Origin of the sequence: Paenibacillus assamensis DSM 18201 (assembly GCF_000422445.1) — a bacterium.
GTDB lineage: Bacteria > Bacillota > Bacilli > Paenibacillales > Paenibacillaceae > Paenibacillus_B > Paenibacillus_B assamensis.
In genome coordinates this window covers 244,233-264,893 of record NZ_KE383838.1, presented here as the reverse complement: position 1 = coordinate 264,893, position 20,661 = coordinate 244,233, and the positions used below count along the sequence as shown (strand labels likewise).

At 43.0% G+C, this 20,661-nt stretch carries 25 protein-coding genes and 1 other RNA gene; 14 read left to right on the top strand and 12 right to left on the bottom strand.

The features are described from left to right. Positions 1-23 precede the first annotated feature (23 nt). The 3 genes from H580_RS26865 to H580_RS0119660 all read right to left on the bottom strand — a co-directional run bounded on the left by H580_RS26865 (position 24) and on the right by H580_RS0119660 (position 759). Positions 24-146, bottom strand: coding sequence for a hypothetical protein (locus H580_RS26865; protein WP_281167986.1), 123 nt, complete (start codon positions 144-146; stop codon positions 24-26). Between the two features lie 159 nt (positions 147-305). Continuing rightward, entirely contained in the window at positions 306-491 is a 186-nt protein-coding gene (locus H580_RS0119665; RefSeq protein WP_028596299.1) for a hypothetical protein, read from the bottom strand. Positions 492-525: 34 nt separating this feature from the next. Next, complete coding sequence (locus H580_RS0119660; RefSeq protein ID WP_028596298.1) at positions 526-759, bottom strand: hypothetical protein; 234 nt, start codon at positions 757-759, stop codon at positions 526-528. A 244-nt stretch (positions 760-1,003) separates the two neighbouring features. On the opposite strand from H580_RS0119660, the gene H580_RS0119655 reads away from it, so the two are divergent. Next, positions 1,004-1,204 (top strand): cold-shock protein, encoded by a 201-nt coding sequence (locus tag H580_RS0119655; protein WP_211224428.1) that lies wholly within the window; start codon positions 1,004-1,006, stop codon positions 1,202-1,204. A gap of 113 nt (positions 1,205-1,317) precedes the next feature. Here H580_RS0119655 and H580_RS0119650 read toward each other — a convergent pair whose 3' ends face one another. Together H580_RS0119650 and H580_RS24905 are read right to left on the bottom strand one after the other, a co-directional pair. After that, on the bottom strand, positions 1,318-1,968 hold the full coding sequence (locus H580_RS0119650; protein WP_028596296.1) for a nitroreductase family protein: 651 nt from the start codon (positions 1,966-1,968) through the stop codon (positions 1,318-1,320). 83 nt (positions 1,969-2,051) lie between these two features. Continuing rightward, positions 2,052-3,236, bottom strand: coding sequence for an MFS transporter (locus H580_RS24905; RefSeq protein ID WP_157283031.1), 1,185 nt, complete (start codon positions 3,234-3,236; stop codon positions 2,052-2,054). Between the two features lie 224 nt (positions 3,237-3,460). On the opposite strand from H580_RS24905, the gene H580_RS0119640 reads away from it, so the two are divergent. The 3 genes from H580_RS0119640 (at position 3,461) to pfkA (ending at position 5,944) form a co-directional block, all read left to right on the top strand. After that, positions 3,461-3,778, top strand: coding sequence for a hypothetical protein (locus tag H580_RS0119640; protein ID WP_028596295.1), 318 nt, complete (start codon positions 3,461-3,463; stop codon positions 3,776-3,778). 144 nt (positions 3,779-3,922) lie between these two features. After that, entirely contained in the window at positions 3,923-4,948 is a 1,026-nt protein-coding gene (locus H580_RS0119635) for a tetraprenyl-beta-curcumene synthase family protein (protein WP_211224427.1), read from the top strand. A gap of 24 nt (positions 4,949-4,972) precedes the next feature. Then, positions 4,973-5,944, top strand: coding sequence for a 6-phosphofructokinase (gene pfkA / locus H580_RS0119630; protein ID WP_028596293.1), 972 nt, complete (start codon positions 4,973-4,975; stop codon positions 5,942-5,944). A 71-nt stretch (positions 5,945-6,015) separates the two neighbouring features. On the opposite strand, the gene H580_RS0119625 is transcribed toward pfkA, so the two are convergent. Beyond that, entirely contained in the window at positions 6,016-6,630 is a 615-nt protein-coding gene (locus H580_RS0119625; RefSeq protein ID WP_028596292.1) for a class I SAM-dependent methyltransferase, read from the bottom strand. A 238-nt stretch (positions 6,631-6,868) separates the two neighbouring features. Then, entirely contained in the window at positions 6,869-7,696 is an 828-nt protein-coding gene (locus H580_RS0119620) for a YitT family protein (RefSeq protein ID WP_028596291.1), read from the bottom strand. Between the two features lie 260 nt (positions 7,697-7,956). Between H580_RS0119620 and cshA the strand changes: the two genes are divergently transcribed. Both cshA and H580_RS0119610 read left to right on the top strand, forming a co-directional pair. Further along, a complete protein-coding gene (gene cshA / locus H580_RS0119615; protein ID WP_028596290.1) occupies positions 7,957-9,615 on the top strand; it encodes a degradosome RNA helicase CshA in 1,659 nt (552 codons plus the stop codon). Positions 9,616-9,823: 208 nt separating this feature from the next. Beyond that, positions 9,824-10,429 (top strand): C40 family peptidase, encoded by a 606-nt coding sequence (locus H580_RS0119610; RefSeq protein ID WP_211224425.1) that lies wholly within the window; start codon positions 9,824-9,826, stop codon positions 10,427-10,429. Positions 10,430-10,548: 119 nt separating this feature from the next. Here the strand turns inward: H580_RS0119610 and H580_RS26005 are convergent, their stop codons facing one another. Next, entirely contained in the window at positions 10,549-10,671 is a 123-nt protein-coding gene (locus tag H580_RS26005; protein ID WP_084509391.1) for a sporulation protein YjcZ, read from the bottom strand. A gap of 165 nt (positions 10,672-10,836) precedes the next feature. Here H580_RS26005 and H580_RS24895 point away from each other — a divergent pair, with 165 nt between their 5' ends. From H580_RS24895 to H580_RS0119595, 3 genes are all read left to right on the top strand, one after another. Beyond that, the gene (locus H580_RS24895) at positions 10,837-11,559 is read left to right on the top strand and encodes a YesL family protein (RefSeq protein ID WP_036605525.1); all 723 of its coding nucleotides are present in this window, start codon (positions 10,837-10,839) and stop codon (positions 11,557-11,559) included. A 102-nt stretch (positions 11,560-11,661) separates the two neighbouring features. Then, a non-coding RNA gene (gene ssrS / locus H580_RS26000) (6S RNA) lies at positions 11,662-11,847 on the top strand. A 196-nt stretch (positions 11,848-12,043) separates the two neighbouring features. Beyond that, complete coding sequence (locus H580_RS0119595; protein WP_028596288.1) at positions 12,044-12,436, top strand: DUF1499 domain-containing protein; 393 nt, start codon at positions 12,044-12,046, stop codon at positions 12,434-12,436. Positions 12,437-12,510: 74 nt separating this feature from the next. Here H580_RS0119595 and tpx read toward each other — a convergent pair whose 3' ends face one another. Further along, positions 12,511-13,029 carry a thiol peroxidase gene (tpx, locus tag H580_RS0119590; RefSeq protein ID WP_028596287.1) on the bottom strand — a complete coding sequence of 173 codons (519 nt, stop codon included), beginning with the start codon at positions 13,027-13,029 and terminating at the stop codon, positions 12,511-12,513. Positions 13,030-13,174: 145 nt separating this feature from the next. Here tpx and H580_RS0119585 point away from each other — a divergent pair, with 145 nt between their 5' ends. Next, a complete protein-coding gene (locus tag H580_RS0119585) occupies positions 13,175-13,774 on the top strand; it encodes a rhomboid family intramembrane serine protease (RefSeq protein WP_342663199.1) in 600 nt (199 codons plus the stop codon). 32 nt (positions 13,775-13,806) lie between these two features. Beyond that, positions 13,807-14,700, top strand: coding sequence for a glutamate biosynthesis transcriptional regulator GltC (gene gltC, locus H580_RS0119580; RefSeq protein WP_028596285.1), 894 nt, complete (start codon positions 13,807-13,809; stop codon positions 14,698-14,700). Positions 14,701-14,779: 79 nt separating this feature from the next. Here gltC and H580_RS0119575 read toward each other — a convergent pair whose 3' ends face one another. Together H580_RS0119575 and H580_RS0119570 are read right to left on the bottom strand one after the other, a co-directional pair. Further along, positions 14,780-15,457 carry a zinc metallopeptidase gene (locus tag H580_RS0119575; RefSeq protein ID WP_028596284.1) on the bottom strand — a complete coding sequence of 226 codons (678 nt, stop codon included), beginning with the start codon at positions 15,455-15,457 and terminating at the stop codon, positions 14,780-14,782. A 31-nt stretch (positions 15,458-15,488) separates the two neighbouring features. Continuing rightward, positions 15,489-15,938, bottom strand: coding sequence for a MerR family transcriptional regulator (locus tag H580_RS0119570; RefSeq protein ID WP_028596283.1), 450 nt, complete (start codon positions 15,936-15,938; stop codon positions 15,489-15,491). A gap of 257 nt (positions 15,939-16,195) precedes the next feature. Here H580_RS0119570 and H580_RS24890 point away from each other — a divergent pair, with 257 nt between their 5' ends. Genes H580_RS24890 through H580_RS24880 form a run of 3 tightly spaced genes read left to right on the top strand, consistent with a single transcriptional unit; the run spans position 16,196 to position 19,638 of the window. Beyond that, positions 16,196-17,602, top strand: coding sequence for an ammonium transporter (locus H580_RS24890; protein ID WP_425414140.1), 1,407 nt, complete (start codon positions 16,196-16,198; stop codon positions 17,600-17,602). Positions 17,603-17,606: 4 nt separating this feature from the next. Further along, positions 17,607-18,815 carry a DUF294 nucleotidyltransferase-like domain-containing protein gene (locus H580_RS25620; RefSeq protein ID WP_051217586.1) on the top strand — a complete coding sequence of 403 codons (1,209 nt, stop codon included), beginning with the start codon at positions 17,607-17,609 and terminating at the stop codon, positions 18,813-18,815. Further along, positions 18,808-19,638, top strand: a complete 831-nt coding sequence (locus tag H580_RS24880; protein ID WP_051217585.1) for an exonuclease domain-containing protein — start codon at positions 18,808-18,810, stop codon at positions 19,636-19,638. Before H580_RS25620 ends, H580_RS24880 begins: the two co-directional genes overlap by 8 nt. Positions 19,639-19,646: 8 nt before the next feature. Here H580_RS24880 and H580_RS0119550 read toward each other — a convergent pair whose 3' ends face one another. After that, positions 19,647-20,078, bottom strand: a complete 432-nt coding sequence (locus H580_RS0119550) for a M67 family metallopeptidase (RefSeq protein ID WP_169449384.1) — start codon at positions 20,076-20,078, stop codon at positions 19,647-19,649. Between the last annotated feature and the right edge of the window lie 583 nt (positions 20,079-20,661).

The following is a 20,661-nucleotide window of genomic DNA, read 5'->3' as shown; positions in this document are numbered from 1 at the left end:
ATCACGATAAGTATTGAAGTTGCTTACGCTGGCTTGCACAGCATGACTGTTGCGAAATGACCGTACGGTTGATGGGCAAATACCAACAGCCAGCGGAATGATGGCAATAAGGAGACAGCGTGCAACGGTAGTGCGATATTTGCCATTCATCATATTCCTCCTGTCGTCTACAGTCCCGTATCCGACGACTCGGGCTCAGGACTAGTATGACCGAGAAGGAGGGAGATTAATGCTTCAGCTTGATGTTTATCCCATTTAGATGAAAAGCAGGCCAGATAAATAACGATATGTATGCGAACAGCCTCTTATGAGGCTGAACCAAGTGTAACGAAGCTGTACACGATTAGGAAAAAGGCGAATAAAATAAGCGCAAGTGTAGTAATCGCCATGAACTTACGCAATTGCTGCGGTACAGTATCCTTTTTCCAGACGATAACGGCGCCTAGTGAGAATGCAGTAATGATAAATGCAAGCGTAATTGAAGAATCCATAATCACCGTACCTTCTTACAAGGATGGGGTAGTACTATACCTCTTTAAAAGCCGCCATTAGCTGATCCCATTCTTCTTCATTCCCAGTGAATTGCTCTTTAGGGAAGCGTTGAGAAACCCATTGCATCATTTCTGGACGACCGAGGAATGTATGGCACTCTTCTCCCCATTGATCAGATATTTCACGAAGGACGAGCTGGCGTCCGTGAACTTCTACCGTAAGCATATTCCATTTGTCTTTCTTGTAAATCAGATGTTTCTTAGCCATGTTGTACCTCGCTCTATCTAGTTTCAAATCTATGTTATTCCTTGATGTATCAAGCAATAACAATCTTTACGTTCATATTAACGCAGGGGTCGAAACAAAGCAAATAAAGCTTATCCCTCATACATGAAACTTGACATATAATCAAGAGGTAATTGCAGAAGAGCTGAAAAAAAGTTGCTTTTTCAAAAAACGCCGACTATAATGTAAATATTCGCCTTTGAGGCGAAGATGTGAGGAGGTTTTTATTTTGAAAGGTACCGTAAAATGGTTTAACGCAGAAAAAGGCTACGGATTCATTTCTGTTGACGGTGGAGAAGACGTGTTCGTACACTACTCCGCAATCGAAACGGATGGATTCAAGACACTTGAAGAAGGCCAAGCAGTGGAATTCGAGATTTCCGAAGGAAATCGCGGACCACAAGCTGCTAATGTCATTAAATTATAATCGAATTCCTTATGGAATCCTTATAAAAATGCCATAGCATTGTGAAAGGAGCCCGCTCGTTCTATCTAGAATGAGCGGGCTCCTTTTTCGTTCTTGCTATGGAAACAGTGCCACTAATTGATGATGCGTAAAATTTCGCTAACTTCTTTACGTGCAAGCTTTTTTACCTGCTCTTTGGCATAGCCGAGGGCAAGGACCATATTAATCGTCCGGTCGGATTCGATATGAAGCAGCTCCTTAATCGCTTCTTCTGCCAGCAAAACAGGGCCAGTCATCGGGCAAGTAGCTAAGCCTCTAGCGTGAGCAGCGAGCATTACATTTTGTACGGCTAAGCAACTGCTTTTAATTCCTTCTTCTTGCCATACAGACTCTGGAGCAAGCTGTATAGGATCGAAGATTTTTTCGCGAAACTTAGACTGGTATGGAGTCGCCAGACATATTAATAGCGCAGGAGCTCCAGAGAAAGCAGTGGCATAGGGACCAAATGACTTTAACAACATACGTGCTTCTCTTGTAAGTCCCTGTGCTTCAGCTAGAGCAGCTCTTTCATGAAGTTTCTCCCAAGTTAATTCCTCAATGGTACGGATTAGATCCGCGTTTAATATCGCAATAAATTCCCAAGTCTGCGAGTTCGTATCACTAGGTGCATATCGTGCACAGTCGATTAGCTCTTGAATATCCTCCGTCGTTACAGGCCGCTCATCATAATGACGAACGCTGCGTCTTCCATGAATCGTATCTTTTACAATCTCATATGTGTTCAATTTGGTTCACCCTCTATTAAGGTAGTGGCCCACCCATAATTAGTACCTCATACTAATAGCTACTACTATTATAAGATGAACGGTTAAAAATGCAATGCAGTTATTGATTTTTCATTGCGCTTCACATATAGATGAAGCATTGCAAAGCCTAGAGCAGCAACAATAGCGAAGCCAGCTGCAGAGAAGAAGACGATATCTTTTCCGTATACTTCTAAAAGTGTACCTCCAATGGTACCACTTAGAAGCCCAGAAATACTTGACCATACAATCGTATAAACTGCCATGCCTGTTGAGCGGAACTGCTCTGGAATCACTTTATTTAAGTATCGAATGGCCACGAAATAAAAAATGCCGAATGTAACACTGTGCATCACCTGCGTACTAATAAGCCAGATTGGATCTTGAACATAGCCGGCAATAAGGAAGCGCAGCATGTACATCACACAGGAGATCGCTAACAGAGGCAACTCCTTAACACGTTCTCCATAAGCATTTAATAGGAAGAAGACAGGAATTTCACTAACAGCAGATATCATCCAAGCCCATCCTACAATCGATTCATCGGCACCAAGCGAAATGAGAGACAGGCCCAGGAATGCATCATTGAGCCGATGTCCAATCGCCAGAAGCAGCACACAAATAAGGAACAGATACACATTTGGCTGCTTAATGACCTCCCATAAACCACCGAACTCCATCTTTTTTATGGAAGCTTTCTTATCTGTTACAATTAACAAAAGCATAAAGGAGAGTACACTTAATGCTCCGATTACAACTAGTGTATACGAAGCACCGATCGATTTTAGCAAGTAACCGAAGGCGAGCGCAGAGAAAGCAAAACCAATGGACCCAAACACTCGTACACCAATGAAGCTGCGGTTATGGGATTGCGTAGTTACGATCGTCAGCGTATCGGTCAGTGGAAAGACCGGGTAGTAGAAGAAATAGAAAACGACAAGCAGCATCATAACCGTCGTGTATGACGAAGCAAAGCTTAGAACTGCGATCATGATGGTTTGAACAGCGAGCAGAATGAGTATGATTTTTTTAATCGTCTGAGACTTATCGCTTGCTACACCCCAAATAAAGTTGGAACAAATGGATATGAGCGGACCTATCGAATAGAGCAATCCGATCTGCACACCGTTATATCCAAGCGACTTTAAATATAAAGGTAAGTATGAAATAATAACGGCAGAAATCATAAACACTGCAAACGTATATGTACGCAGCTTATTTATTTCCCAAGATGATGAAGCAGAATTCATGATGTGTAGGCTCCCTCCATATTAACAATAATCCAATATGGTAATCATTCTCTGTCTAATTTAGTTAGTATATCATGGTTGCGAAGAAGCCGACAGGCAGTGTCAGCAATAGATGTGAATGCATTTACAGCCGCTTGTGATAAATGATACATTACCATAGAGAAGATAGAACGATGTAGACAAGTGTCGAATTAGGACAAAGATGAGCGGAGAAGGACGTGCGTATGAAACGATATCGATTCGATTGGAATGAACGTTTACAAATTCATACGCCTGTACTGCTGTGCGAATGGGAGCAGTTAAGTATTCAGGAGCAGAATTCACTGCTCATGGACTGGGAAGTCATTCGTGGTCGTATACCTGATCGTATTTTTGAGCTCGAACGAGTCATTATTATAAAGCAGCAAGCGCTTTACGAGGAAAATTGTTTTGAAGAGTCGTGCAGACTAAATAGTGAGATAGCTGAACTTGCTAGTGCGATCAATGACCTTCATATTTGGTACCGGACACAGCAGGATGTAGATGCCAAATTACACCAGTAGCTGATATTGTTTGTGCATTCAATCACTTCGTAATATAATAGTATCGGTTAAAATGAGAATAAAACTCTTTCAAGGTGAGATCGGAGGCTTGTTTTGGATAGTAAAAGGCTTAGAACAGGAGCCCCAAAAGGGTCTGTGCAATTAATGTACCGTGTATACAAATACATATTGCCGGAGGTGCGTTCTGAGCTAACTTATTGGACAAGCCAAGCTGAGCAAATTCCTAGTCAAGAGTTACGTAAGCAAGCGCTCGATAGCTTGCGGACGAAACAGTTTCATTGTCAAGGGGGCGCTGTGTATGCAGCGGTGTATCCAGATAACCGAGATGTACTAATTCCTCTAATTGTTGCTTTTCAAACGATTAGTGACTACTTAGATAATTTGTGCGATCGCAGTACTTCCCTTAATCCGGAAGATTTTCGGCTGTTGCATGAGTCCATGTTGGACGCAGTGCAGCCAGAACGAGCTATGACAGATTATTATGCAGAGCGGGAAGACAACGATGATGGTGGTTATTTAGTATCACTTGTTAATCGTTGCCGATCATGCATTGATAAGCTTCCTGGATACAGTCAAGTTAGATCAGAGTTAGTGCCGCTTGTGAAACTGTACACAGAACTGCAAATTTATAAGCATATTGAATGGTCAAAGCGTGAAACTGCACTGCTGGAATGGTGGCAGTTGCATCAATCTCGATATGCTGACCTTTCGTGGAATGAGTTTGCAGCAGCTACAGGGTCCACACTAGGTATGTTCCAATTGTTTGTATTGGCATCGTCCGAGGATTGTACACCTCAAGAAGCTGAACAAGTTAGCGCTGCTTATTTTCCGTATGTATGCGGTCTTCATATATTGTTGGATTATTTTATTGATCAAGAAGAAGATCGAATCGGTGGGGATTTGAATTTCTGCCATTACTACGAAAATGACGAAATGATGTTCCAGCGCATTGGGTATTTTGCAGAACGATCTTGTGAGCGAGTGAGCCATCTGCCGGACAATCGTTTTCATCGGATGATTGTGGAGGGATTGCTGGCATTGTATTTGTCAGACCCTAAAGTAGCAGAACAGAGAGAAGTTTTAGATGTTTCCAAAAGGTTAATGAAGGGTAGTCCAATGATGAGATTATTTTTCTGGATAAATAGCCGCTGGATTCGTAAACATATGTAATGAGGATAAGAGGAGGAGACAATGATGTCTGCTGTAAAAAGAATTGCTGTGTTAACAAGTGGTGGAGATTCTCAAGGGATGAATGCGGCTGTACGTGCTGTTGTTCGCACTGCCATTTATCATGGAATAGAGGTATACGGAATTCAACGTGGTTATCAGGGATTGCTTAATAAAGATTTGCGCAAAATGGATATCCGCAGCGTAGGTGACATTATCCAACGCGGTGGTACGATTCTTCAATCTGCTCGCTGTCAAGAGTTCAGAACAGCTGAAGGTCAAGAGAAGGGCGCAGAGATTTTGCGTGAATTCGGTATCGATGGCCTGATCGTTATCGGTGGTGACGGTTCATACCAAGGGGCTAATAAATTGAGCAAGCTTGGTATTAAGACAATGGGTCTACCGGGAACAATTGACAATGATATTGCGTTTACAGACTATACGATTGGATTTGATACAGCTGTAAGCATCGTTGTTGACGCGGTCAACAAACTTCGTGATACAATGAGCTCTCACGAGCGTTCTTCCGTAGTAGAAGTGATGGGCCGTCATTGTGGCGACATCGCTTTGTATGCGGGTGTTGCAAGTGGTGCGGAATCCATCTTGCTTCCAGAAGTGCCATTCAACTTGGATGAAGTGGCAGAGCGCATGAGACAAAACTTTGAAAATGGTAAGCGTCATAGTATCGTCCTTGTCGCTGAAGGGGTAGGAAAAGGAGACGATATCGTTACTGGCATCGTAGAACGCTGTCCTTCTATTGAACCACGCGTAACGGTTCTTGGGCATATTCAACGTGGTGGAACGCCAACTGCAAATGACCGTATTCTTGCGAGCCGTCTTGGTGATTTCGCTGTACGCAAACTTATGGAAGGCGATTCCGGTAAAGGCTGCGGCATTATAAATGGTGAGTGTGTAGCGACGGATATCGATCTTGTCGTTAATACGAAGAAAGAATTCAACCAAGAACTGTATGATTTGTCTTGTCGTCTATCTCAATAATAGTAATCGTTGGTGTATAAACAACAACCCGTCAGTATAGGCTGACGGGTTTGTTTTTGTCTTCTATTAAATTAGCTATTTACATCTTTTCTTTTCATAAGATGAATATACCATTTCAGTCCTGCCTGATGATTGAACAAGCTGACCTTATCAAGTACCTCGAAGTCAGGGGAATTTTCCATCTCAGCAATTTTATTCTCTATAATCGTATATGCTGGGTCATTGATGTTTTTATGAGAATACAAGGAAGAAATGATGACGCCGTTTGAAGTTAGGTGATTGGAATAGCTTAATAGAACTTTTGGTGTGTTCGTCACGTAGTGCAAGGATTCATTGAATACGATGATGTCATATTGTTTCTGAGGTGTATAGTCCATAATATTTCCGACTTGAAATGTATTCGCGGGAGCTTTTTGTGATGCTAACTTAATGGCTTCTGTGGACAAATCAACACCTGTAAAGCCTTCTTTCTCGTTATCGAGCAGTGTGTCATATAAAATCCCTGTGCCACAGCCCATATCCAATATTCCATTAGTACCTAAATACCTTCTTATGTATCCATAAACAATCGAATATCTTGAAAATTCGGTGATATCAGCTAAATAATCCCATGTCTTGTTCTTGTACTCTTGATCCCAAACCTCTTGATCACTATCAAGATAATCTTTTATTGTTGTGTTATCCATGTTTATCTTCCTCCTTAAGTAAATGAAAGTTGAACATCAATGATTGATACTACTTTAGAATGAAAATACAGATAGCAGAACTGAGTGGAAACCTATAGAGCGGTAATTCGGGGAATAAAGTAAGCTGATGTAGATATTACCATGTCAGATCATAATAATCAACAAGATGTAGTTAATCACGGAAATGAAAAAGGGACTGCTTTGTCATCCAGCATATGACAAGCAAGTCCCTTTAGTTTTATAATGTTTTAGGTCGACGGAAGTTCCCCATAATGCCAACTGTTTCTACGATGTTTACAAAAGCTTTAGGGTCCGTTTCCTTTATTGCTCGTTTTAGCTCATTCAGTTCATACCGGGTAGTAACTGTCATCAGCATGTCGCGTTCAATGTTGGAGAAGGCGCCACGTGTCTTGATAACAGTAATCCCATGAGGCAAGTTCAGCAGTTTTTCTAACAGCTGCTCCTGTTTGCTTGTAATGATATATACGGTTACTTTGTAATGGTTAATGTAGAGTGTGTCGATAACTTTACCGGTCGAATAAATCGATACCATAGAGTAAAGTACAAGTTCCCAATCGTTCGTCAATAAGCCGTGTGTCATAATGACAATTGCGTTCATCGCTGCCGATATCATGCCAATAGGTACATCACGATAACGATTAATAATAGATCCTACAATGTCAAAGCCCCCTGAAGAGCCTCCTACCCGTAACGATATTCCAGCCCCTATACCTATAAATGTGCCTCCAAATACTGCACAGAGCAATGGCTCGGGTGATATCGAAATTTCGGGTATGATACTAATGAACCATGTTGTAGCAACGACACTTAACAAACTGTAACCAATAAATCGGCGACCAATGATGAACCAACCCCAAACGATGAGTGGTAAGTTAAGTGCGAAGTAAAGTACGCTGACATTCCACTGTGTAAAGTAGCTTGTGATCATCGATACACCGGATACACCACCGCTTAACAGCTGATGGGGAATGAGGAATAGATTAAATCCGACTGCTATGCATGCGGCACCTAATATGATGACGATGCAATCCATGATGCGTTTCAAGACGAGCTCACCTCATAAATAATAAATCGTGACTACATTACTGGTATTCATCGTTAGCTTTATGCTATAATGTATAGGATATTCTTGAGTACGCATAAAGATTGATTTAACCTCAGACCCATACGCGGCTGGAGGGCGTAAGCCTCACCGCATTGTATATGATGAGACGGTCGGCCTGAAGTGCCATTCGTCACCTAGTCACGCTACTTAAGAATACAGATAAGGCTGTGGATTGTCCACAACGAAGGAGCATGAATATTTTGAAGACATTTGCAGAATTTGGTTTAGATCCTAAGGTTCTTCAAGCAATTACAGAGTTAGGATTTGAAGAATCAACACCAATTCAAGAAAAAGCGATTCCTGTAGCGATGACCGGGAGCGACATGATTGGACAAGCTCAAACAGGTACAGGTAAGACGGCCGCATTTGGTATCCCGCTAATTTCTAAGATCGACGTTGAAGACGAGCGTGTAGTTGCGCTTGTTATGACACCAACACGTGAGCTTGCAATTCAAGTAGCAGAAGAGATCGGAAAGCTTTCTCGTTTCAAAGGAGTTCGTTCCTTGCCGATTTATGGTGGCCAAGATATCGGTCGTCAGATCCGCGCAATGAAAAAACGCCCACATATTATTATCGGTACACCAGGTCGTTTGCTTGACCACATTAATCGTAAGACAATTCGTCTCACTGATGTAACTACAGTTGTATTGGATGAAGCGGATGAAATGTTGGACATGGGCTTCATGGAGGACATTACTAGCATTCTTAGTCAAGTTCCAGAAGAGCGTCAAACGATGTTGTTCTCCGCAACAATGCCACCAAACATTCAAAAGTTGGCTAACACGTTCTTGAAGAACCCAGAGCATGTATCCGTAATGCCTAAACAAGTAAGCGCTCCGCTTATTGACCAATGTTATATGGAAATTCCTGAGCGTTCGAAGTTTGATGCGCTTAGCCGCTTGTTGGATATGGAATCTCCTGACCTTGCAATCGTATTCGGACGTACAAAGCGTCGTGTAGATGAGTTGGCAGAAGCGTTGCAAAAGCGTGGTTACACGGCTGATGGCCTACATGGTGACTTGTCCCAGAACCAACGCGATAACGTAATGCGTAAATTCCGTGACGGCAGCATTGATGTCCTTGTGGCAACAGACGTTGCTGCACGTGGACTAGATGTTTCTGGCGTAACACATGTAATTAACTTTGACCTTCCGCAAGACCCTGAGTCTTATGTACACCGTATCGGTCGTACAGGACGTGCGGGTAAAGAAGGAAGCGCTTGGTCATTCGTAACTCCGCGTGAGATTGATCACTTGCACTTTATTGAGCGTGTAACACGCCATCGTATTGCACGTAAGCCAGTACCAAGCTTGGCTGAGGCAATTGAAGGCAAGCAGCGTGTAGTAGCAGAGCGTCTACTTGATGTATTGCAAGCTGGCGATCTTCAAGAGTACAAAGCGATTGCTATTCAATTGTTGGAGCAAACAGATTCTGTTCACCTTCTGTCCGCAGCGTTCAAGCTTCTGACTGGTGAAAAGAAAGATGTTAACATCCAACTTACTCCAGAAGATCCGATCCGTGCGAAGCGTCGCAAACCAGATGTGCGCACAAGCGGTCGTAAATTATCCGCACCATATGGCGGTCGTGGCCGTTCTTATGGAAACCGCGAAGGCGGCGGTGGAGATCGTCGTCGTGAAGGTGGCACTGGTGGTGGAGATCGTCGTCGTGAAGGCGGTGGCGGTGGATACCGTGGTAACCGTGATTCTCGTGGCGGCGAGCGCGGTGAGTACCGTGGTAGCAGCAATGGCGGTAACGGCGGTCAACGTCGTGAGTACAATGATCGTGGCGGTGAGCGTCAAGATCGTCGTCCGCGTCGTCCGTACGAAGGTAACCGTAATCGCTCAACAGATAGCGAATAAGAATAGGAATAATAATAAGGGACTTCCAACTAAGCAGTTAATAGCTGCTTAGGGGAAGTCCCTTTTTCTGTAAAAATATTATAAAGACTAGTATATACCTCAACCTAAGACGGGGGTCTATATACGTCTCTGGTTCATAGTAGAGATTCATCTTCGTAACTAAAATGTAAGTAACGACATAATCGAATGATGGGTGGAACGAAAGACAATGGAACAAAAGACAATGAACAATCAAAATAGAAAAATATATGTATTGCTGTCCGATACGGGTTCGTGGCTGTCTCAGTGTATTAAATGGTATACAGATAAGCCCTTGAATCATTGCTCTGTTGTATTAGATGAAGATCTTAACGAAATATATAGCTTTGGTCGCACGAGAGATATGCATCCTCTAGCAGGAGGATTTGTGAAGGAAAACCTTGAAGGCGATCTTATTAGATCGCCTTTTCGTCCTACACTGGGGGCATTGTATAGTTGCGAGGTTAGTGAAGAGCAGTACACAATGATACGACGACGAATACAATATATAGATAAGCATAAGGATAGCTACAAGTACAACTTGTTAGGATTGTTTGGGATTGCGCTAAAAGTAAGAATTGAACGGAATCAAGCTTATTTTTGCTCGCAGTTCGTTGCAGAACTATTTACATATGCTGGGGTTGGGTTGTTTGATCAAGCTGCGGAATGGATTGCCCCTGATGATTTTCGGAAATGTTCAAGATTGAAGTTAGAGTACAAGGGCGACCTGAGGCTGCTCGCAGCAGATCGCCGTTTGCCCTATGCTCAAACTCTGTGGAATACACGTGTGTCATAAAGTGAACACGATGTGCTGCGGCAATAGATTATGCTCGAACGGGATTAAGCGCATGTATTAACCAGTCAAGCATAGGAGAGGGGATTCCTCTCCTTGCTTGTTGGAAGGGCGCTTGCTCCTTAGAAGCAGATAGCGCGGGAGATGATTACGAGTAAGATGAAAAGTACCAAGATGCAACCAATTCCAGTACCGAAACCATAACCGCCACCGCAACCATATCCGCCGTATCCGAGTTGACCCATTGTATTACCTCCTCCAAGACTCTTGTTTTGAATCACTGTATATACTATGCAGGCTATCGCACTTGGCATGGATATTCACCCACTCGCGAGAAATTAGGCACTGGTCTAAGGTTGGGCTTTGTATTATAGTTACATTATAGAGGCAGCATGGAGGAGGAATTGTGGTTGGAAACTAGAGGGATTATGGGTGGGTTGTATCGCATCTGTGAATGGATTATGCGAATCTCGGTGACGAACATTTTGTGGTTATTGTGTTCGGCTCCTTTTTTCTTTTGTTTTGTCATGATGCTCGTTATGGCCAACAGTAATTTTATGAATGAAGTGTTGCAGATGAAATGGTTAATGGGGATATTAGCTCCATTTACACTATTTCCAGCGACAGCAGCTATGTTCTCGGTTACTCGCAAGTGGGTGATGGGAGATGTAGATGCGAAACTGATCAAGACATTTTTTAGTTCGTACAAGGCCAACTACAAACAAGCGATGCTTGGAGGTATTTTTTATACCCTTTTATCTGTCATTATGTATGCCGGTTATACGATCTATATGACAGAGATGCAATCGATGCAGGTGCTTGGCATAGTGGTGTTGGCTATGTTGGTTGTATTGCTTGTATCACTTTTCAACTTTTTCTCGATTATCGCTCATTACCATGCGACTACGCTGCAAGTAATTAAGAATAGCATATTTATGACGATTTTCCGTCCGATTCGTGTGGTTGTATCTGGAATTGTGAGCGTTGCCATCTTGTTTATTGGACTAAAATACCCAGTGATTATTATATTTGCAGCAGGTTCGTTGATTGCTTATTTATCGTTCTTTAACTTTTATCTCACTTATCAGAAGCTTCAGCAAGCAGTTGAGGCACGCGAAGCAGCGGAAAGTTAGTTTGAATGGAAGAACGTTAGGTTATATCTTTGAAATTGTGTAAAATGTTTACTTCTGCCGAGAATGAATTGCTTTTGTCAGATGGATTCACTATAATGAGTTTATATCCTGCAATGTACGTCACGGTTTTCGTTGTTTTGAACCAATGTTTGTTTCACGGGAGTTCGATATCTAGACGTTGCTGACAGGCTTTCCTGTTGCGTTAGTAGTCAAATTCGTCTGTGAGGACACCCACCTGCCAGAGCAGGTTCAGAAACATTAAAGCCGAACGGCATATGCGGGTATAACCGAAATAAAGACGCCTTCAAGATGGATGGATATCCGCTTGAAGGCTTTTTTTGTTCCATCGATCACTTATTTATGGTGTATTCCGTGAATACTCCGAGACTTTTCGACATTTAGCCTTTCCAGTTAGCGAACAACAATGCTAAACTAGAGATGAGTATATAAGCAAAGGGTAGTAGAGTAAAGGAGGAACACGCTGTTGTCATTCAAGCGCACACTTGCTGGTCTGTTTCGAAGCTTCGAATCGAGCAGTGACCGAGCAAAAGATCCCAAGTTAAAGACGCACTATTATCAACTTTCAAAAGAGAAAACATGGGCAGAGGTTACTTCTACCTTGAAAAAAATGCAAGGCTACAAAGTGCTGCATGAGGTGCCTTCAGTAGGGGAAATTACATTAGAGAAACGTACAATGACTGGACGAGCTATGGATATTACCGTCTCCCTCATATCTGTAGGTCCATCCAAGACTGCTGTTGATGTGTACTCTGCTTCTCGGGGTGGCATGGGGGACTTAGGGTCGAACTATCGGGTTGTAATGGAATTATTCGATGTGTTTGATAAGAAATTGTCTTCTTATGTAATAAGAGGCTAAATAGAACAAAGCGAGAGAAGAATAAATGTATATTCTTCCCTCGCTTTTTGCGCATAGCAGCTTAGAAATGCGGATTAGAGAATACCGCGAACCGCTTCTAATGCTTTCTCGTAGTTTGGATGCTCGCTCATTTCTGCCAAGTATTCAACATATTGAATCGTATTGGATGCATCAAGAACGAAAATGGAACGCATATCTAGGTGGAATTCTTTGATAAGAACGCCATATGCTTTACCAAAGCTAAGTTCTTTATAGTCGGAAAGCATGACTACTTTATCTACACCAGCAGCTCCACACCAGCGAGCTTGTGCAAATGGAAGATCAGCGCTTATTGTAAGTACAACGACATTGTCGCCTAGCTCAGCTGCTGCTTCATTGAAGCGGCGAGTTTGAGTGTCGCATACGCCTGTATCAATGGATGGAACGACGCTGATAAGCTTTACTTTACCTTCGAAGTCCTTAAGGCTTGCGAATTCAACCAATGACCGGTTAAGGTTGAAGTCAGGAGCTTGGTCTCCTACTTTGAGCTCTGGTCCGATAAGTGTGATTGGATTTCCTTTTAGAGTTGCAACGCCTGTGCGTTCTGTAGTCATATGTAGATCCTCCTTCAAATTGGTGAAACGGGATAGTAAATCCATTTCATTATAAGCGTAAAGGATGGGGTGTGTCCAATCTTCCTATGAAATGAAAACGAGCTTCGGTTGAGAAAGGTAAGGGTAGGTAAAGGAAGGAAGGGTAATGATGATTTTTGAACGAAATGAAGATTGGCGGAGTTATGTAAAGTATTATAAAGTGACGAGTTTGCTGCTTGCGGCGAATATTATTATGTATATTTTGGTCATCGTGAACGGTGGTACGGATGATCTAGAAACGATGCTTCGTTTCGGGGCGATGCTTAAGGTAGATTTGTTTGTAAACGAGACGTGGCGTATGTTTGCTTCGATGTTTCTCCATGCAAACTTTGAACACCTTTTGTTCAACATGTTTACCCTGTTTGTGTTCGCTCCTCCGTTGGAGCGTGTGATGGGGCATCTTCCATACGCAGTACTGTATATTGCGAGTGGATTTGTTGGCAATGTCGTCAGTAATTGGGGCAATGAGTGGGGCACGTTGTCCGTGGGGGCTTCAGGTGCGATTTATGGTTTGTTTGGAGCTTATTTATTTGTTGGCTTGTTCTACAAACAAGCTATGGATTTCGCTACGCGTAAAACGCTTGGCGTCATCTTAGTTATTGGTATACTGCAGACTTTCCTTATTGATAGTATTAATCAATACGCTCATTTTGGTGGGTTGGCTGCGGGCTTCGTTCTGTTTTGGCTGCTGCGGCGTATACGATAGGATAAATGTGAAGAACGGAGCGTTGATGGACTGTGGAACTTAGGCAGTTGCACTACTTTGTCAAAGTAGCGCAAAAAGAACATGTCACACAAGCAGCAGAAGAGCTGCATGTGGCTCAGTCTGCGGTGAGCAGGCAGATTCACCAGCTAGAGGAAGAGCTTGGAGTTAAGCTTTTTTTGCAGAAGGGAAGAAATCTTCATTTAACTCCTGTTGGGCAGTTATTTATGAAGCGTGCGGAAGCGATTTTGAAGGAACTGGATCGATCTGTGCAGGAAGTTCAGGAATTTATTAATCCTGAATTAGGGGAAATTCGAATTGGATTCCCACACAGCTTAGGTGTGCATTTAATTCCTTCAGTTGTAGCTGCTTTCCGCAAAACGCATCCCAATGTAAAGTTTCGTTTTAAACAAGGGATGTATCCTTCACTAATCCGTGATTTAGTGCGGGCGGAAGTTGACTTGGCGTTTATCTCGCCGTTTCCTGAAGTGTCAGAGCATGTGACGGGAGAAGTCATTCTTACAGAGAGGTTGTCAGCTATTCTGCCGCCAAATCATGCGCTGGCAAATGAGGAAGAGATTGATTTGGCACAATTGAAGGATGATACATTCGTTCTCTTTAGCCCTGGTTATTCGCTTCGTCCTATTGTGTGGGATGCATGTATTGAAGCGGGATTCACGCCAAAAATCGGGTTTGAAGGGGAAGAAACAGATACGATTCGTGGGCTTGTGGCGGCAGGGATGGGTGTTAGCTTGTTGCCGGATATGGCATTGCGACATACGTCAGAGCTGCAGCCGGTCTGTGTGAAAGTTAATAAACCACAAGTAACAAGAACGATTGGATTAATTCGACGTAAAGATGAGAAGCTGCCGTTGGTTGCGCAGACGTTCCATCGTTTTTTGCTTGAATACTTTAATGTGCAATCTTAAATGATCATAGAAATGAAGTCTAATAAGCCCCGTGCGCTTGTGCGTACGGGGCTTCTGTCATTGAAACTCTGAGGTTGTGTTAATCTTGGCTGCGGAAGATCATAATGTACTTAATCAATTCCAGCAAGGAAATCAAGGCTGCTGCTACATACGTTAACGCTGCTGCGTTCAATACTTTGCTTACACCTTTTTCTTCATCGTTTCTAATGAATCCTTCTGAAATCATTAGGTCTCTTGCGCGGCTGCTTGCATTGAACTCTACAGGTAGTGTAACGAGTTGGAATGCGACTGCAGCTGTGAAGAAGATGATCCCGAGCAAAATGAGTCCAGATGCTTGGAATAAAAAGCCGCCAATTAGCAAAAATGGTGCAAGGCCTGAGGAAAAATTCACAAGCGGGAACATACGATGACGTAATCTTAGCATAGCGTAAGATTCTTGGTCTTGGATAGCATGTCCAACTTCGTGACAGGCAACAGACAAAGCTGAGATAGAGCGTTCGTAGTAAACGGGCTCTGATAGGCGCACCACTTTCTGGATCGGATCATAATGATCGGACAAATGTCCTCTGACTGGTTCGACAGGAACGTCGTACAAGCCTTGTGCATCAAGCAAGCGTCTTGCTGCTTCGTAGCCGGTCAATCCGCTGGATGCTTGTACATTAGCAAATTGGTTGAATGTACCTTTGACTCGAAATTGTGCCCATATGCTAATGCCGAAGGCGATTAGGATTAGAAAATCCATCGGGTGAAAGAACATGATGATTACCTCCTGGGCTAAATATGTTGTTTCAAAGCATGTGCTGCTTGTCCGCTAGGGCAATTAACACATCAATGCAGGCTGCGCTTTGTGGAGCGATGCGCTGGAACAAAGATTTTGCCTGAGTTGGCTTCAGCTTCTCTAGTATCGGTTGAAGCTCTTTGGCTTCACGCTCGACCTGCTGCAAGTGGACTTGCAAATCAGTTAAACGTTTGACAAGCTGCTCATCAATCGAAACCTGCTGAAGTTGTGCGAAATACTCCTTGATTTCATCGAGGGTGTATTTCTCTTGTTTCATCTGAATAATTCGTTGAATCCGTTCTATCGTTTCCATATGGTAGAGACGATAATTCGTATCGGTTCGCTTCGTAGGCTCGATGAGGCCAAGTGAAGTATAATAATCAATCGTTCGCTGATTGACCGAAGCTAAACGAGCTAATTCTCCGATACGCAACAGTTGATTATCCCCATCGGTTCTCACCTCAATTCTTCTTCTTATTTTACTGTATTTTAAATGGTGTAGTCAAACATTTGATTTACTATGTATGTCATATAATATAACATAAAAGGCGTTATTGGGATTACTTTTTATCTATTTTCAAATAAAATGATTGTCAAAACTTACCTCGCAAGCTTATAATGTCATCATTAATCATTTATTGTGTTAGAAAATATAACATAAAAGGGGAGAGTTGTTCTATGTACAGCTATTTAAAGTCTACACAGGTCAAATTGTTAATGAGTACATTGTTCGTCTTTGGTTTATTTATGGGGACCTCATCGATAGCTTATGCTGCTGAAGAGGTAACTACGGCTCAAGTACATCAAGCACTAGATGCGGTATGGATCTTAATTGCTGCGGTACTAGTCATTATGATGCAAGCAGGCTTCGCTTTATTGGAAGCGGGATCGTCACGTATGAAAAATGCAGGGCATGTTGCGGGGAAAACGATTTTGACCTTTGGTATATGTGCCATTGCGTTTTGGATGTTCGGCTTCGGATTTGGCTTCGGTGAATCCAATGGTTTCTTCGGTACAACAGGTTTCTTCTTCGACGGTAATGAATCGACAGCCGCAGCGCTGTTCAGCTCCCTAGACTTCTCACAAGTTCCTATCACGATTAAGTTCTTATTCCAGCTGGCATTCGCGGCCATTTCACTTGCTATTGCATGTGGAGGCTTCGCAGAACGAGCGAAATTAAGTGTATATGTGTGGTTTGGCTTCCTATTTACCATCTTTATTTACCCCGTAGCTGCTCATTGGGTGTGGGGCGGCGGTTGGTTGCATGCATTAGGTATGCAGGATTTTGCAGGTTCGGCAGTCGTTCATATGCAAGGTGCGACAGCAGCATTAATTGCAACGGTCATGCTTAAACCTCGTCTTGGTAAATTTAACGCTGAAGGTAAGCCGACGATTATCCCTGGTCATAATCAAGTGCTGTCTGTACTCGGTGTATTGCTGTTATGGGTAGGTTGGTTTGGTTTTAATCCAGGCAGTACGCTAGGCGCAGTTAATGATGGATTCTTCGGATATATCGCGATGACAACTCAGTTGGCAGCAGCGGCTGGTGCAGTTGCTGCATTGATCGTCTCATGGTTGGTGTGGGGGAAAGCTGATATACCAAGTATGTTGAATGGTGTGCTAGCAGCACTTGTTGCTATTACGGGGGCATGTGCATTTGTAGAGCCGTGGGCAGCGTTAGTTATTGGTGCGGTAGCAGGTGTAATTACCTTTTTCACGGCTCAATGGATAGAACGTCTTGGGATTGATGATCCGGTATATGCGTTCTCTGTACATGGAGTTGCTGGTATATGGGGGGCATTATCGACAGGATTCTTTGCTGCTCCTGCGTTGGTAGAGAAAGTTGGAGTTGGTAAAGCGGGTTTATTTTACGGTGGTGGCTGGGAACAGCTCGTTGTGCAAACGGTAGGAATTATGGGTGTGTTTGTATTTGTTGCCATATTGTCATTTGCCATTTTCTTTGTATTGAAAATAACGATCGGGCTTAGGGTATCAGAAGAAGAAGAGTTGGTAGGGTTAGATATGAGCGAACATGGTGTGTACGGCTATCCTGAACAAATGAAAGCATTACATCAGCATGAGCAGTTATCTTCAGGAGTTGATCGTCGTGAAGGGGTGAGCTGATTGCGTGAATCATCCTCTAGGAAATAACCGTTTCACAGCCTATTTGGAGCAGTGGATGCGACATTTGGAAGAAGTCGAAAGGTACAAGGATTTATGTGACGTAGACGCAAAAATTAGAGGCTGGAGACAGCTGCGAATGCAATTGGTGTGTGAAGTTGAGCCGAATTTGACAAGGGAAAGTGAAGAATATAAGCATAACTTGCAGCCATCGAATTTTTCATGTAAGCCGCTTGAGTTTCCTCTAGCTATTAGTGTGCGATACCGAATCGTAACTGCTTGTTATGATGCACTGTTTGAAAAAGTTGTTTCTTATGTAGAACAACAGCTCAAGGATAGAGGATATGGACCACCACCAGTTCCGTATGCTTTCGTCTTATTTGGAAGTGGAGGACGCAAGGAAATGCTTCCTTGGAGTGATCAGGATCATGGACTCATTTGGCAGACTGTGAAAGAAGGATCAGAGCGTCTCATAGTAGAGCAATACTTCCTAAGATGGGGAAACGAAATGGTCAGCGCACTTCGTGCAATTGGATTTATGCCGTGCAGTGGTAAAGTGCTGGCAAGTGAAGCATTGTGGCGAGGTTCCCTTGAGGATTGGCAATTGAGGGCAGAGCAATGGATAGGTATAGCGGATTGGGAACATATTCGATATTTCTCGATCGCGCTTGATATGAGAACTGTGTATGGAGACGTTTCTTTGGAAGCGGAGTGGAGAGAGCATATAAGGCAGTTCAGAGTTTCATCTACATCCGCTTCAGCTTCTCAAACAGCAATGGTACGCAATCAGCAGCATCGTAAACTAGCACATAATGCTTTTGGTCAACTTATTAAAGAGCGAACGCATCCTTATGCTGGTCAAGTCGACCTGAAGTATCGGATTTATGTACCTATTGTGCAACTCATTCGAACGACATCGTGGATGGTGGATGATATTGCTCATCCATTATCTACGAAGGAGCGTATGGAAGGTATTTTATCAACATGGTCAGATGGCGAGGAACGACAAATTATCCGAAAGCTATATGCGTACTGGGATGATGTTATGGCGGTTAGATGGATGTGCGGGGCAGAACTGCTAGACGGCATGTGGAATGGAACGGGAATGATTGATCCTGATCAACTGCATGAATTGCAGAAGTTAGCGCTTCGTCGAAGTTCGCAAAGTATAGAAAAATGGTCGAAAGTATTGAATAGGAGGTGCGAGCGTGGCTGAGGGAGATGGGAACATACGTCGAAGTTGGTGGAAGCGACTAGAACGGTTACAACCTAAGAACACAGGTGTTGAACCGAGGCACGCACCTTCTGGAAATTCAGTTTCCGAGTTTTGGATGACGGGTTTATCTGCATCAAACTTGAAGACGGAAGGTGCTAAAAAGGCTTACGAGCGAGCTCGCCAAAAAGAACGATTAAAGTTGGAATCAAGCGGAAGTGTTCAACGTTTACATGTACTTGATATTCCTTTGAAGGAGCTTCCTGTCGTCGTCATTGATCTGGAAATGACGGGCTTTGAGCCTCATGCAGATGAGATTGTTTCTTTTGGAGCGTGGCGGCTGCAAGGAAAGCAATGGGAAGAAGGGGAACATGCGAGCTTTTATCAACTTGTTAACCCTGGTATGCGCATTCCTACTGCTACCGAGCGACTGCTGCAGATAACTTCGGAAGAGGCTGCACAAGAGATGCCCGTGTCAGAAGGACTCACAAAGTTTATGGATTACATGGAGGAACGTATTGTCATTGCGCACGCAAGTGCGCATGACAAGGCATTTTTACGAACAGCCTTATGGCGTTATTTCAAAAGTCCATGGCGTCATCGGATGTTGGATACGATGATGATTGCGCGCTGGCTGTACCCGCAGCTTCGAAATAATGATCTAGATATGCTGCTCCAACATGTAGGCATTGCAATAGAGCGGCGCCATCATGCGCTCTGGGATGCGCGAGCTACAGCTGAATTATGGCTGCATTTTATGGACCAAGCCGAGAAAAGGAGAGTGACAACACTTAGGGAAATGTACATGTATTTGAGTCAGTACTAGCAGCTCCATTATAACTTCGTGTAATAGCTAAATGATGGCTTATCCAATCCATCTTCGAACGAAACGACTAGCCATCCTGTCCACAAGGCTTGTGTTTCCACCCATCCCGATATGTCCTCATGACTGATTGCAGCTGATGTAAGAGGATGAGAATGTACGAGTATACGATCCCACGCTGCTTCCGGGTAACGGAATAACAGGCGGATATATACGGAAGGCTCCAAATAAAAACGCTGTTGTGGATGCTGATCCGTATTTGGAATAGGTTCGAAAATATGAAAATGATGTTCGTTTGAACGTTTATCGCGGAGTAATATGCCGCATCCTTCATTAGGATAGTGTGTGCGTAGATGTTCTAGCATGCCTGAATAAACGGACGGCAAAATAGATAGTGTGTCTATCGGTAATGAATTTGCTTGAATGTTAAATGTGTTATTCATTGCGTTTATACGGTTCTCCTTCTTCATCTTCTTCTCCAAGTGATTAAATTATAGCGGATCTATTAAATATATTCATAGGGCGCATCTCAAGGGAAGGCTTGGGAGCGCCTTTTATTTGGTAGTATAGGATGGGAGTTGAAACGGATATATGTGAGTCAATGTCATTGTATGAAAGAACTTAAAAAATGATATATGCCCTGAAAAGAAAGCGTTGTCATTTTGATAGAAAGTGTGCTAGTATGTGATCACACCCAGTATAACCCAGTGATTTTTCTCACTTCCACATACCGACCAATTTGGTCCTCCTACACGAATTGCCTATCATTTATAATCTTTCTTCTTCATCCTCACAGACATCTCGTATATTTACTTGAAGAGGGTGCTTTACCTTCATCGTATAGCTTTACTCAGCTTTGTAAAATTATAATCATAGTATTTTTTCTTCCCAAAGTGACATTAATCTCCCACAATTCTAATTCCATATTCCGATATGTGAGCGATATACAACAGACGATATAGACGCTTATTTGCGTTTATATAAATTTCTCTAAAAGGAGGGGTGATCGTTAACTTGCTTTCAGTC